Here is a 13,694-nt window from a genome sequence, read left to right as displayed (position 1 = left end):
CTGTGTCGTTCGCCCCGGTGCCGGCGGGCACCGGGGCGGACGGCGAGGCGGGCGACGGGGCGGGCGACGGATCCGGGGTGGACGGCGGGCGCCTGCCAGCGCGCTGTGCGCGGTTTGCCAGCGGCGGGCCACAGGCTGGGGCCGTCCAGATCACCCGGCAACCCGAGGGAACCGCATCCATGTCGCCAGCTACTTCTCCTACGTCTTCTCCTACTTCTTCGGCAGCCCCTTCGCCGTCCCGCGCGCGGTGGTCGCGCCGCCTGCGGCTGGCGCCGCTCGTGCTGACGGCCTCGGCCCTGGCCGTGGGGCTGGCCGCCGGACCGGCGCTCCCGGCCCCCCTGCCCGCCGCCGCGGGATCCGTGCCCGCCTCGCCCCGGGGCGGGGCCGAGGCGCAGCGGGTCCAACTGGAGAAGCTGGCACGGCAGTTGGTGGCCGCCGGGGCGCCGGGGGTGGTGGTGCGGGTGGACGACGGCCGGGGCCGGCCCGTCGAGATCGCCGAGCAGGCCCCCTGGGCTGCGGCGGACCAGCGGCTCGCGGTGGGGGACGAGTTCCGGATGGGCTCCAACACCAAGACCATGATGGCCGTGATCGCCCTGCAGCTGGCCGCCGAGGGGCGGCTCGCGCTGACCGACCCGGTGGAGGCGTGGCTGCCGGGCCAGGTGCCCGGCGGCCGGGCGATCACGCTGCGGATGCTGCTGAACCACACCAGCGGCCTGCCCGACTACACCGAGGACCCCGCCGTCCTGCCGTCGATCCTCGGCAAGGACCCGCACCGGTGGACCTCCGCCGAACTGCTCGCCGTGGGCGTCAAGCGCCCGGCGCTGTTCCCGCCGGGCACCCGGTGGTCCTACAGCAACACCGACTACGCGGCGGTCGGCGCCGTCCTGGAGCGGGTCACCGGGGCGAGCCTCGCCGACCTGGTCCGGGACCGGATCGCCCGTCCGCTGGACCTGAGGCACACCTATCTCGCCACGGACGGCAGCTGGCGCGGGCGCTACGTCCGCGGCTACGAGCCGGACGCCGCCCACATGCCGGCGGGGGTGCCCGCCGCGTTCCAGGACGTGGCCGGGGTGCACCGCGACGGCCGGGTGGACGTCTCCGGCAACGACCCGGGCTGGGGCGGGGCGGCCGGGGCCGTGGTGTCCACCGCGCAGGACTGGTCGCGCTTCTACAACGCGCTGATGTCCGGCAGGCTGCTGCCCGCGGCCCAGCTGGCGCAGCTGCGCACCACCGTGCCGATGGACCCGCAGAACCCGGTGGACGGGCCCGGCTCCGGCCTGGGCATCGGGACGGTCCGCACCCCCTGCGGCACCGTCTGGGCCCACGACGGGGGGATCACCGGCTACTCCAGCACCAACCTCACCGACGACACCGGCGGCCGTACCGCCACCGTCCTGATCTCGACCGAGTTCCTGTTCGAGTTCGGGGCCGACGCGAAGCTCGCCGCGGCCGGCCAGGCCCTGCAGGGTGCGGTGACCTGCGCCATGTTCGGCAAGCCGGCCCCTGCCGCTGATCCGGCTTCAGCTCCGGCTCTGGCCACGGCTCGCTGACGGGGGCGGCCCGGCCGCGGGTGCGGGTGCGGTGATGAGAGTGGACAGCAGGTCCCTGGCCTCGGTCCGCGCCATCGCCGCACCCGCGGCGTGGGCGGACGCGAACCCGGCGGCTCCCAGGTCGGCCGTGGCCCGCCCGGCGATCCTGCGCACGTCGGTGTCACCGAGGTCGTCCGAGCCCCGCAGCAGGTCGGCGGCGCCGAGCAGGAGCGCCGCCTCCTTCGGCCGGCCGCGGCACAGCTCGATGTCGGCGGCCGCCACGGCGATCCGGGCCGCGACCGCCGAGTTCCAGGTCAGCACCAGGTGCACCGCCGGGTGGTCGAGGCGGCGCACCGCCGCGTCGGGCAGGCCGTCCGCCGCGTCCAGCTGCGCGAGCACGCCCAGCAGCAGGGCGGTGAGGTGCGAGGGCACCGGTTGGCCGCCGGGGGCCCCGCCGGGGGCCTGGGCCAGGGCGGCCAGGGCGTGCGCGCGGGCCGGCTCCCGTCGCCCGGCCCGCCACTCCAGCTGGGCCAGGCCCAGGCGCACCAGGGCCCGGGGCTCGGCCCATCCGGCCTGCGCCACCTCGTCGAGCAGGCCCGCCAGCTGCCGCCGCGCGCCGTCCGCGTCCCCGGCCTGGGCGCGCATCAGGGCGGCCTGGACATCGCTGTCGACGGTGTCCTCCTGCATTCCGAGTTCCTGGAAGTACCGGGTGGCCCGCTCGTTCATCGCCAGCGCGTCGGCCAGGTCGCCGGAGCGCCGCCGCAGCGAACCGAGGGTGCTCAGCGCGGTCGCCATGCCCCACCGCTCGCCGAGCGCCTCGAAACCGGCCAGCGCGTGGGCGAGGAGGCCCGTCGCCTCGGTGACGTCCCCGGTGTGCAGGGTCAGCAGGCCCCGCACGAGCAGGCTGAACGGGCCGCTGGAGGGGTCCTTGCGCTCGCCGTCCGAGGGGTCAGGGGGGTCGGGCGTGTGCGGGGGCGGCTGCGGGCCGGCGATGGCCGCGGCCAGCCGGGCCAGCTCCAGCAGGGGGTGGGCACCGGGGTCGACGCCCGCCATCGCCGCCTCGATCCGGCCGAAGGCGGCCGCCCTGTCCTCCGGCCGGCCGATGGACTCGGTGCCGACCTCGTACGTCGCGACCACCAGCGCGCGGTCCGCCGGGTCGGCCGGCCCGGGGACCTCCAGCACCCGTTCGAGCAGGTCCAGCGACTCCGGCGGATAGCCCCGCATGGACCAGAACCAGCACAGCGCGGCGCCGAACCGGACCGCCGTCGCGGCGTCCCCGGACTCCACCGCCCAGCGGATCGCGGCCAGCAGGTCGTCCCGCTCGGCCGACAGCCGGGCCAGCCAGCGCAGCTGGTCGCGGGTGCGCAGCCGGGGCTCCGCGGTCTCGGCCAGGGCGAGGAAGAACCCGCAGTGGCGTTCGCGGGCGGCGCCGTCCTCCCCGCGGCGGGTGAGCTGTTCCAGGCCGTACTCCCGGATGGTCTCCAGCATCCGGTAGCGGGGCTCTCCCGTGGCGGCGGCTCCGAGGGGGTGCAGCAGCGACTTGTCGACCAGCGCCGCCAGCAGTTCCCGGACGTCGCGGGCCGGGGCGTCGTGGGCCTCACGGTCGCCGGGGTCGCCGGGGTCGCGGAAGTCGCCGAGCCCGGCGACCGCCTGCGCCGCGTCCTCGGTGAAGCTGCCGGGCGCCACCGACAGCCGTTCCAGTAGCGCCCGTTCGTCGGCGGCCAGCAGCTTCCAGCTCCAGGCCACCACGGCGCGCAGCGTCTGGTGGCGGGGCAGGGCGGTGCGGCTGCCCCGGGTGAGCAGCCGGAACCGGTCGTCCAGCCGGGCGGCGACCACCTCGGCGGGCAGGGTGCGCAGCTGGGCGGCGGCCAGTTCGATCGCCAGGGGCAGGCCGTCCAGGCGGTGGCAGATCTCGACCGCCGCCGCCAGCGAGCCGTCCGCCTCGGCGAAGCCGGGGCGCACGGCGGCGGCCCGGTCGTGGAACAGGCGCACCGCCGCGCAGGCGCGGGCGTGTTCGGGTGTCGAGCCGGGTTCGGGCAGTTCCAGGGGGAGCACCGGGTGCAGGTTCTCGCCGTCGATGCGCAGCGGCTCCCGGCTGGTGGCCAGTACCCGCAGCCCGGGGCACCGGCCGAGCAGGGTCTCGGCCAGCGCGGCCGCCGCCTCGATCACGTGTTCGCAGTTGTCCAGCACCAGGACCGGGTCGTCGTGCGTGAGCACCTCGGTCAGGCGGTCCAGGATCTCCTCGGTGGTGCCGGTGGTGCCGGTGGTGCCGGGGCGGCGGGTCGGGGCCGCGGCGCTCTTGGGCAGGTCGGCCTCGCGGGTGCGCAGGGCGTCGAGCACCGCGCGGGGCACGTCCGCCGGGCCGGCCGGGGCCAGGGCGACGAACCACACCCCGCCGGACGGTGTGAGCCGGCGGCCGGCGGTGGTGGCCAGTCGGGTCTTGCCGGACCCTCCGGGGCCGACCAGGGTGACCAGGCGGGCCCGGCCGAGCAGCTCGGCCACCCGGCGGATGTCGTCCTCGCGGCCCACGAAGCTGGTCAGCGGCGCGTCCAGGTTGCCGGGCGGCCGCGCTCGGCGGGGTTCCGGCCGTTGGGGTGGCGCCTGTTGGGGTGGCAGCTGGTCGGGGGGCGGCTGGTCGGCGGGAGTGCGGTGGTCGGGGGGCGGCCGGTGGTCGGGGGGTGCCGGGAGCTCGCCGCGCAGGACCGCGAGATGGGCTGCCTGCAGCTGCGGTCCGGGGTCGCTGCCGAAGGTGTCGGCCAGCCGGGCGCGCAGCCGCTGGTAGGCGGCCAGCGCCTCGGCGCCCCGGCCGCCGGCGGCCAGTGCCCGGATCAGCTGGGCGTGCAGCCGTTCGTGCAGCGGGTGCCGCGCGGTCAGCGATTCGAGTTCGGCGATCAGCTCCGGTCCGGCGCCCAGCGCGAGGTCGGCCTCGATCCGGTCCTCCAGGGCGACCAGCCGCGCCCGCTCCAACCGCCGGGCCTCGGCGTCGGCGAACGGCGCCTCGCGCACGTCCGCCAGCGCGGGGCCGCGCCACAGGGCCAGGGCCTCGCGCAGGGTGGCGGCGGCCTCGGCCGGCCGGCCCTGCTCGTGCAAGTGCCTTCCGGAGCGGGCCAGTTGCTCGAACCGGGCGGTGTCCACCGCGCCGGCCTCGACGGCCAGCCGGTACCCGGCCGGTCCGAAGGTGAGCAGCGCGGGGTCGCCCAGGACGCCCCGCAGGCGGGACACCAGTGACTGCAGGGCGTTCGCCTGGTCGGCCGGTGGTGCCTCGGCCCACAGCGCGTCCACCAGGGCCTGTGGCCGGACGGCGCGGCCGGCGTCCAGCGCGAGGCAGGCCAGCAGCGCCCGCAGCCGCGCGCCGCCGATCGGCAGCGGGCCCGCTCCGGCGTCCAGTACCAGGGGTCCGAGCAGGCCGACGCGCACCGGGTCACTATCGCAGCACCACCGGTTTGATCGTCAAGTCGCCGGCCGGCCCGTCACCGGGGCGGCGATGGGGGGCCCGGGTGAACCGGTAGCCCCGGACAGCCATCCCCGGTCGCGCTCCGCATACGAATGTGTGTGGATGGTGACAGGCCGCCATTTCGTGGCGGGCCGATCGACCATCACCACCCTTATCTGGAAGGGCTCTTCCCCCATGCGTACTGCGCGCCGCGTCCTGACCGTCTCCGCCCTCTGCCTCCCGCTCGTGCTCGGTGGGGCGACCATCGCCTCCGCCGACACGCCCAACAACATCCCCTCCCTGAACTACGACCACGGGGCGTTCTCCGTCGGCCCGAACGGCAGTGCCCTGCACATCACCGACGTCCAGTTCGGTCCTGACGGTGCCTCGTTCCTCGACGCCGCCGTCGCGGTGGGCCCCAACGGCGTCGCCGGCTACGCCACCGAGACCGGCATCCACCTCGGGGGCTGATCCCCGCCACGGCCCCATGCCGGGTGCCCCGGGACGACTCGTCCCGGGGCACCCGCACGCCCGGAGCCGGACCGCGCCGGGCGCGCCGTCGGGCCCGCGGCGCTCACCCGGCCCCGCGCGGGCCGACGAGCATGCGGATGTCGTCGGCCGCCCAGAGGACGAACCGTTCGACCGGGACCACCCGGTGGCCGGGCACGGGCCGAAAGCGCAGGCGCTTGAGGAGAACGGCCAGCAGCAGTTCGCACTCGACCATGGCCAGGGCGGCGCCCTCGCAGCTGCGCGGGCCGAACCCGAAGGGGACCCAGGCCAGCCGCGCGCGTCCGGCCGCCTGCTCCGGGGTGAAGCGCTCGGGGCAGAACCGTTCGGGCTCGGGCCAGTGGTCGGGGTTCAGGTGGACGGCCCAGAACGGGTAGAAGACCACCGCCCCGGCCGGGACCTCGTACGCGCCGAGGGTGAGCGCTTCGGTGGTCTGGCGCGCGCCGTACGGGCCGGGCGGGTAGAGGCGCATCGACTCCTGGAGGACCGTCCGCAGGTACGGCAGGCGCCGCAGGTCGGCGTATCCGGGGGCCGCGCGGTCGCCGAGCACGCGGTCCAGTTCCCCGGTGACGCGTTCGGCCGCCTCGGGGTGGCGGCCCAGCAGGTGCAGGGTCCAGGAGACGGCCACGCCGGTGGTGTGGTGGGCGGCGAGCATCGCCGCGAGGACGGTGTCGCGGATCCGGGCGGGGTGCTCGCCGGCCTCGACCAGTGCGCCGACCAGGTCGCTGCGGTCGGCGCGGCCGCCGGCGCGGTGGGCCGCGATCACCCGGTCGACCGTCGCGCGCAGGAGGGCGAGCGCCCGCGCGGTCCGCTCGGCGCGCTCCCGCGGGTCGACGGCGGGGGGCACCTGGTAGAGCCGTTCCAGGTAGTCGGCGAGCACTTCCTCGAAGGCGGCGGCGACGACGTCCGGGCCCTCCACCTCGCCGCCCAGGGCGTACGCGCAGATCATCCGCAGGGACAGGGCGGTCAGGTCCTGCTGCAGCGCGACGGCGCCGCCCCGCGCCGCCCAGCGGTCCGCGAGGCCGGTGGCGAGCGCGGTGAAGCGGTCGAAGGCCTGCTCGTGCGAGGGGCGGCCGGCCAGGACCGAGAGCAGGGTGCGGCGCCACGGGGCGTGTTCGTCCGCCGGGAGCACTTGCAGGTTGCCGGCCTCGAACAGCGGGTCCAGGAAGGAGAACAGGCGCTCGGGGCGGCGGTCCAGGTGCGCGGTGGCCTCCAGCAGTACCGGGTCGGCGACCGACACGGCCGTCTCGGCGCCGGGCAGCTGGAACCGCGCCACGGGACCGTACTCGGCGTGCAGCCACAGCTGGTAGGCGTGCAGCCCGCCGGCCTGCGCGATGGCGCCGACCCCGCCGTCCGGCCGGGGGTCGGGACCGGGGATCTTCATCGGACCTCCTGGTGTCGTGTGGCCGGATCCGCCGCCCGGACGGTGGACGCGGGCGGCGCGCCGACGGCCGTGGGGACCAGGATCGCGCGGGAGCGCGTCCGGCCGGCGGTGGCGACACCGGACGGCATCGGGTGGCATCGGGTGACGCAGGGTGACGCCGGACCGGGGCTCGGGCGGAATGGCCAGCGCTTGCAAGCAATCAGCTTGCGCAACTATTGTGGTGTCGCGCAAAGTGCACTTGCAACCATTTGAGAAGGTTTCCCCCGGCCCCGCCTCCGCCGACAGGAGTCCGCCCATGAGCACCACCCTCTTCACCCCCTACACCCTGAGGACCCTGACCGTCCCCAACCGCGTCTGGATGGCGGCGATGTGCCAGTACAGCGCCGCTCCGGACGGCGACGCGGCCGGCGCCCCGACGGACTGGCACTTCGCCCACGTCGCGGCACGCGCCACCGGCGGCACGGGGATGATCATCATGGAGGCCACCGCCGTCAGCCCCGAAGGCCGCATCACCCCCTACGACCTCGGGATCTGGAACGACACCCAGGTCGCGGCCTTCCGGCGGATCACCTCCTTCCTGACGGCACAGGACACCGTGCCGGCCCTCCAACTCGCCCACGCCGGCCGCAAGGCGTCCACCGAGCGCACCTGGATCGACCGCGGCCGCGCCCTCGCCCCGGACGAAGCCCACGGATGGACGCCGCTCGCCCCCAGCGCCCTCCCCTTCGCCCCCACCCGGACCAGGCCCGACGAACTCACCGAGGAGCAGATCCGCGGGATCGTCCGGCAGTTCGCCGACGCCGCCCGGCGCGCGCTCGACGCCGGCTTCCGGGCCGTCGAGATCCACGGCGCCCACGGCTACCTGATCCACCAGTTCCTCTCCCCCCACAGCAACCACCGCACCGACGCCTACGGCGGCTCCTTCGAGGGCCGCATCCGCTTCGCCCTGGAGGTCGTCGACGCCGTCCGCTCGGCGTGGCCCGAGGACCTGCCCGTCCTCTTCCGCGTCTCCGCGACCGACTGGCTCACCGAGAACCCGCAGGACGGCCGCACCGGGTGGACCTCGCAGGACACCGTCCGCCTCGCCAAGGAACTCCTGGCCCACGGCGTGGACCTGATGGACGTCTCCACCGGAGGCCTCGTCCCCGACGCCACGATCGACGCCGGACCCGGCTACCAGGTGCCCTTCGCCGAGGCGGTGCGCAGCGGGGCCGGCATGCCCGTGGCGGCCGTGGGCCTGATCACCGACCCCGTCCAGGCCCAGGACATCCTCGCCGCCGGCAGGGCCGACGCCGTCCTGCTCGGCCGCGAACTGCTGCGCGACCCGTACTGGGCGCGCCGCGCCGCCGCCGAACTGGGCGCCCGGGTCTCCACCCCCGTGCAGTACCACCTCGCGTAGCCGCGCCCCGGTACGGGCGGTCGGGGGCCCCGCGGTTCCGGCGGCCCGGTGCGCCGGGAAGGCCCACCCCGCCGTCCGTCGGTCCCGCACACCTGTGATCAACTCTTCGGGTACCGCGGCGGGGACTGCGGCACGGGACGAACCATCAACGGGGGACGGTCACATGGTCGAACTGTCGAGCGGTCCGATGACCTGGGTGGCGGCCGGGGACAGCATCACCCGGGCCGCCCTCCACACCCACGGCGCGCGCGGCTGGGTGGAGCACGTGCAGGAACGCCTCTGCTGGCAGCTCGGCCGGCTGACGGACGTCGTGGTCAACACCGGCGTGTCCGGCTGGCGGGCCACCGACGTCCTCGGGGCGTACGACTTCGTCATCGGGCGGTTCGCACCGGACGTGCTGTCGCTCTCGCTGGGGACCAACGACGCCCCCGCCGGGCTGGAGGGGCTCGGGGAGTTCCGCGACGCCATGCGCGAGATCGTCGCCCGGTCCGCCGGCGCGCAGATCGTGCTGCACACGCCGCTCGTGGCCAGCCAGGCCGGGCGCGCCGCCCGCCCCGAGCTGCCCGCGTACTGCCAGGCCGTGCGCGAACTCGCGGTGGAGACGGGCGCGTTGCTCGTCGACCACGAGGCGTACTGGCTCGCCGAGTTCCCCGGCGGCGAGGCGATCCCGTGGCTGGACGACCCCACGCACCCCAACGGCGCCGGCCACCTGCACCTGGCCGACCACACGCTGCGCACCCTGGGGCTGGGCGAACTCACCGCCCTGTGAGCGGGCCGCGCCGGGCGGGCCGGCGGGGCGGTTGCCGCTGGTCCTGGGCTGATCGGCGGCTGGGCGGCGTCGGAAATTTTTGTCGGGTCCCTGTCTAGTTCGCTTGCGTCCTGGTGTGGTGGGATGTGCCCGTCACGGGATTTGAGGGCGCTGACGGGGGTGCGCGGTGAGGGGTGGACGGCTGTGCGGGCTGGACGGGGACGCGGCGCGGCTTGCCGCGGCGGGCCTGGTCCGGCTGGGTGCGCAGGAGTGGGTGGGCGACGCGGCCGGGGCGCCGGCGTGGCTGGGGCGGCTGCGGGCGGCGTCGTTCGCGGACGCCTGGCTGGCGTTCGGCGAGACGGCGGTGCCGGGGCTGCGGGTGCCGGCCGGGGAGGTCCTGCGGGCGCTCGCGTACCGGGCGGCGGAGCTGGTGCTCCAGGCCCGCGAGGGGGATGTGCCGGCGGTGCTGGAGTGGCTGGGCCGGCGGTCGGCGGAGGCCCGTGAGCAGGCGGGCCGGGCGGAGGTGACGCACCCGGCCGAACCGGCCGCGCTCGCCCTGGTGTGGCACGGCGTCCAGGCGGTCACCGCCGACGACGGGGGCGGGGGCGGGGGTGCTTCGGCGCACGGTCGGGAGGCCGAGGGCCGGGAGGCACACGGCCGGCGCATCGACGAGCGGGGCGAGGCGTACGTCCGGGAGCGGTACCACCGCCGGGACACCCTGGCGCTGATGCTGGCCTGCGCCCGGATCGCGGCCGCCGCGCTGGTGGAGTCGTGCGGCGGCGATCCGGGCCGGGTGGACGGGTGGCTGGAGGAGGACGCGGCCCGGTACATGGCGCTCGGCGGCCCGGCGCCGCTGTGGGTGCCGGGCCGGCCCGGGCAGCCGGCGGGGTGAGGCCAGGGCTCGGCGGGACGGCGGCCGGGCTCAGCGGGCCGGGAGGCCGAGGGTGGCGCGCAGGCCGCCGCCGGGGGCGGGGGTGAGGCCGAAGTCGCCGTGGTGGGCGTCGGTGATGGCCGCGACGATGGCCAGGCCGAGGCCGTGACCGCGGCGGGCGGGGTCGGACTGGGCGGTGCGGCCGCGGCCCCGCAGGAAGGGCTCGGTGAGGGTGGGGACGGTCTCGGGGGCCAGGCGGGGGCCGGTGTTGGTGACGGTGAGCCGGACCCGGCCGGGGCGGTCCGGATCGGCCCCGGTGGTGACGGTGACAAATCCCCCGGTCGGCAGGTTGTGGCGCAGCGCGTTCTGCAGCAGGTTGACGGCGGCCTGGCGCAGCAGGACCGGGTTGCCGGTGGCGGGGGCGGGCCGGCAGTCGGTGGTGACGGTGACGCCCAGGGCGGCGGCCTCCTCCTGGACGGCGGCGAGGGCGTCGCCGGTGGTGCGGGCCAGGTCGAGGGGTTCGAGTTCGGGGGCGGTGTGGCCGAGGTCGGCGAGTTGGAGGAGGGCTTCGCTGATCTCGATGCCGCGCTGGTTGGTGTCCTGGAGGCGGGCGACGAGGGTGGTCCAGTCCTGGTGGGCCGGGTCGGCGGCGGCGACCTGGAGCATGGTGCGGGTGATGGCCAGGGGGGTGCGCAGTTCGTGGGAGGCGTTGGCGGCGAAGCGCTGCTGGGCGTCGAAGGAGCGCTGGAGGCGTTCGAGCATCTCGTCGAAGGCGTCGGAGAGGTCGGTGAACTCGTCGCGGGGGCCGGCGAGGGCGATGCGGTGTTCGAGTGCTCCGCTCGCGGCGCGGTGGGCGGCCCTGGTGATGTCCTGGAGGGGCCGCAGGACGCGGCCGGCGATGAACCAGCCGCCGATCGTGCCGACGGCGGTGAGCAGGGCCAGGGCGTAGCCGGAGATGGTGAGCAGGGAGCGGAGGATCTCCTGGCGGGAGGGGGCGGAGAGACGGTCGCGGGGGTTGGAGGAGGTGAGCGGGTAGTTGGGGATGTAGCGCATGCCGACGTAGACGACGGCCAGGCAGAGGGTGCCGGTGATGACGGCGAAGAGGGTGTAGCTGAGGGTGAGCCGCAGGCGGGCGGTCAGGCGGCGCGGTCGCGGCGCGGGGCGGGTGCGGGGCGGGGCGCTCACGTGGGGGTGCCGTCGGTGAGGCGGTAGCCGACGCCGGGCACGGTCTGGATCACCCAGGGTTCGCCGAGTCGTTTGCGCAGGCCGGAGATGGTGATGCGGACGGCGTTGGTGAACGGGTCGGCGTTCTCGTCCCAGGCGCGTTCGAGGAGGTTCTCGGCGCTGATGACGCCGCCGCGTGCGGTCATCAGGACCTCCAGGACGGCGAACTGCTTGCGGGAGAGGGCGACGTAGCGGCCGTCGCGGTAGACCTCGCGGCGGAAGGGGTCCAGGCGCAGTCCGGCGTATTCGAGGACGGGGGGCGCGGCCTGGGCGGGGCGGCGGGCCAGGGAGCGCAGCCGGACGACGAGTTCGGCGAGGTCGAAGGGTTTGGTCAGGTAGTCGTCGGCGCCGAGTTCGAAGCCGGCGACCTTCTCGTTGAGGCGGGCGGCGGCGGTGAGCATGAGGACGCGGCAGCCCAGGCGGTGCTCGACGATGGTGCGGCAGACGTCGTCGCCGTGGGTGCCGGGGATGTCGCGGTCCAGGACGACGACGTCGTAGGTGTGGACGGCGAGGCGTTCGAGGGCGGCGTCGCCGTCCGTGACGATGTCGCAGGCGATCGCCTCCAGGCGCAGGCCCGCCTGGACCGCCTCGGCGAGGTAGATCTCGTCCTCCACCACCAGGACCCGCACGCGCTGTTCTCCCGTCCCGCTCTTGTGCCGTTGCCGTTGCCGTCGGTGTCCATTGGACACGAACGGGCCTATCGAAAACGTATCGGTTAGTGCAGACGTCCTGGTAACACCGCATTTCCTCCCATGGTGTGGCCGCCGGGTTTCCCCGTCGCGGCGAGATGACGAGCGCCGGGAGGCAGCGATGGACGGGACGACGCGCCGGGAGGCGACGCGGTGGCGGACGGTGGGGGGCGGCCGGCGGGCGGTGGCCGTGGGCACCGGGGCGGTGGTGGTGCTGGCGCTGGCCGGCGCCTGCGCGGCCGCCGACCCGCCGGCGACCGAGGCGGCGCTGCGGACCCTGGCGGCCACCGTCGCGCCGTTCTCCTCCTCCCTCGCCCCGGGCTCCGGCTCCTCGGCGGGGGCGGACGGCGACATACCCGACGGCACGACGCTGACCCCGTTCGACACCGGGGCGCCGGCGGTGGGCAACCTGGACGGGCCGCTGCTGGAAGCCGTCCAGCAGGCCGCCCGGGACGCGCGCGCCCAGGGCATCGAGATGACCGTCACCTCGGGCTGGCGCAGCAAGGAGTACCAGCAGCGGCTGCTCGACAAGGGGGTGGTCAGGTACGGGAGTCTGGAGCGGGCCAGGCAGTTCGTGAACACGCCGGAGAAGTCGGCGCACGTCTCGGGCAAGGCGATCGACATCGGTCCGACCAATGCCGACTACTGGCTGATCCAGCACGGCGCGCGGTACGGGCTCTGCCAGGTGTACGCCAACGAGATCTGGCACTTCGAGCTGCTGACCAGCCCTGGCGGGACCTGCCCGGCCCTGTTGCCCGACGCGGCCGGGTAGGGGGCGTTCATGATCCGATCGCAGGAGGGGCTCGCGCCGGGGGCGGGGGCGGTCTCAAGGCCGGGGGCGGGGGCCTCAAGGCCGGGGGCGGGACAGGGGACGGCGGGGGGCGCCTCGGCGGGTGTCTCCCGCCCGGGCGGGCGTCGATGCCGTCGGCGGCGGCAGCGGCGCCCGCCGGTCGGGCGCTGGCGGCGCGGCCACGTGGCCGCCGCCGTGGCGCTGCTGACCGCCCTCGCCCTGGCCGGTCACCGGCACGTGCCGAGCCTGGGCGTCCAGCTGGGGAGCCTGTGGGAGAGCGCCCTGCCCTGGGCCGGCGTCGTGGTGCCCGCCGTACTGCTCGCCGCCGCGCTGCGGCGCGCGCCGGTGCCGGCGTGCGCCGCGGTGGTGCTGGCCGCGGTGTGGGCCGTCGTGCTCGGGCCGGTGCTCGCCGGCGGCGGCCCGCCGCCGGGGGGCGGTGCGGGCCCGGCCGACGGTGCGGGCCTGACCGTGGTCACCCACAACGTGAGCGCGCAGAACCCGGATCCCGCCGACACGGCCCGGGCGCTGCTCGCCGCCCGCCCCGACCTGGTCGCCCTGGAGGAGGTCACCGACGCCGCGCTGCCCGTCTACGAACACGTGCTGGACGCCGAACTGCCGCACCGCACGCGGATCGGCACCGTCGCGCTGTGGAGCCGCTACCCGGTGACCGACGCACGGCGGCTGACCATCGACCCGGGCTGGAGCCGCTCACTGCGGGCCGAAGTCCAGGCCCCCGGTGGGCCGCTGGCCGTGTTCGTGGTCCATCTCGCCTCCGTCCGGCTCAACGTCACCGGCTTCGCCACCACTCACCGCGACCGCAACCTCGCCGCGCTCGGCGCCGCGCTGGACGAGGAGCCCCTGCGCCGGGTACTGCTGCTGGGCGACCTCAACACCGCCGCCGGGGACCACGCGCTCACCCCGGTCACCAGCCGGCTGAGCTCCGCGCAGGACAGCGCGGGCGGCGGCTTCGGGTTCACCTGGCCGGCGGTCTTCCCGCTGGCACGGATCGATCACGTCATGACCCGGGGCCTGACCGCGACCGCCGCCTGGACCCTGCCCGCCACCTCCAGCGACCACCTGCCCGCCGCCGCCCGGCTGACGCCGTGAGGGGCGCGCGGGC

The 13,694-nt window shown here is 76.1% G+C and carries 11 protein-coding genes; 7 read left to right on the top strand and 4 right to left on the bottom strand.

Annotation, left to right across the window (positions count from 1 at the left end; translation table 11 throughout):
* Positions 1-278 precede the first annotated feature (278 nt).
* Positions 279-1,550, top strand: a complete 1,272-nt coding sequence (locus tag ABT015_RS21915; protein WP_350881508.1) for a serine hydrolase domain-containing protein — start codon at positions 279-281, stop codon at positions 1,548-1,550.
* On the opposite strand, the gene ABT015_RS21910 is transcribed toward ABT015_RS21915, so the two are convergent.
* Entirely contained in the window at positions 1,521-4,946 is a 3,426-nt protein-coding gene (locus tag ABT015_RS21910) for an AfsR/SARP family transcriptional regulator (protein WP_350881506.1), read from the bottom strand. The two genes, ABT015_RS21915 and ABT015_RS21910, sit on opposite strands and share 30 nt — an antisense overlap.
* Before the next feature lie 211 nt (positions 4,947-5,157).
* Between ABT015_RS21910 and ABT015_RS21905 the strand changes: the two genes are divergently transcribed.
* Positions 5,158-5,433: a hypothetical protein gene (locus ABT015_RS21905; RefSeq protein WP_350881504.1), complete on the top strand. Its 276-nt coding sequence runs from the start codon at positions 5,158-5,160 to the stop codon at positions 5,431-5,433.
* A gap of 103 nt (positions 5,434-5,536) precedes the next feature.
* On the opposite strand, the gene ABT015_RS21900 is transcribed toward ABT015_RS21905, so the two are convergent.
* Positions 5,537-6,853, bottom strand: a complete 1,317-nt coding sequence (locus tag ABT015_RS21900) for a cytochrome P450 (RefSeq protein WP_350881502.1) — start codon at positions 6,851-6,853, stop codon at positions 5,537-5,539.
* A gap of 295 nt (positions 6,854-7,148) precedes the next feature.
* On the opposite strand from ABT015_RS21900, the gene ABT015_RS21895 reads away from it, so the two are divergent.
* From ABT015_RS21895 to ABT015_RS21885, 3 genes are all read left to right on the top strand, one after another.
* Positions 7,149-8,252, top strand: coding sequence for an NADH:flavin oxidoreductase/NADH oxidase (locus tag ABT015_RS21895; protein WP_350881500.1), 1,104 nt, complete (start codon positions 7,149-7,151; stop codon positions 8,250-8,252).
* A 163-nt stretch (positions 8,253-8,415) separates the two neighbouring features.
* Complete coding sequence (locus tag ABT015_RS21890; RefSeq protein ID WP_350881498.1) at positions 8,416-9,021, top strand: SGNH/GDSL hydrolase family protein; 606 nt, start codon at positions 8,416-8,418, stop codon at positions 9,019-9,021.
* Positions 9,022-9,187: 166 nt separating this feature from the next.
* Entirely contained in the window at positions 9,188-9,892 is a 705-nt protein-coding gene (locus ABT015_RS21885) for a hypothetical protein (RefSeq protein WP_350881496.1), read from the top strand.
* A 30-nt stretch (positions 9,893-9,922) separates the two neighbouring features.
* Here ABT015_RS21885 and ABT015_RS21880 read toward each other — a convergent pair whose 3' ends face one another.
* A complete protein-coding gene (locus tag ABT015_RS21880; protein WP_350881493.1) occupies positions 9,923-11,056 on the bottom strand; it encodes a sensor histidine kinase in 1,134 nt (377 codons plus the stop codon).
* Positions 11,053-11,724: a response regulator transcription factor gene (locus tag ABT015_RS21875; RefSeq protein ID WP_063353004.1), complete on the bottom strand. Its 672-nt coding sequence runs from the start codon at positions 11,722-11,724 to the stop codon at positions 11,053-11,055. Before ABT015_RS21875 ends, ABT015_RS21880 begins: the two co-directional genes overlap by 4 nt.
* A gap of 181 nt (positions 11,725-11,905) precedes the next feature.
* Here ABT015_RS21875 and ABT015_RS21870 point away from each other — a divergent pair, with 181 nt between their 5' ends.
* Together ABT015_RS21870 and ABT015_RS21865 are read left to right on the top strand one after the other, a co-directional pair.
* On the top strand, positions 11,906-12,556 hold the full coding sequence (locus tag ABT015_RS21870) for a M15 family metallopeptidase (protein ID WP_350881491.1): 651 nt from the start codon (positions 11,906-11,908) through the stop codon (positions 12,554-12,556).
* A gap of 201 nt (positions 12,557-12,757) precedes the next feature.
* Positions 12,758-13,681, top strand: a complete 924-nt coding sequence (locus tag ABT015_RS21865) for an endonuclease/exonuclease/phosphatase family protein (protein ID WP_350881489.1) — start codon at positions 12,758-12,760, stop codon at positions 13,679-13,681.
* Positions 13,682-13,694 lie beyond the last annotated feature (13 nt).

This window comes from Kitasatospora sp. NPDC094016 (genome assembly GCF_040304045.1).
Classification (GTDB): Bacteria; Actinomycetota; Actinomycetes; order Streptomycetales; family Streptomycetaceae; genus Kitasatospora.
This window is presented reverse-complemented; position numbering and strand designations above follow the sequence as displayed.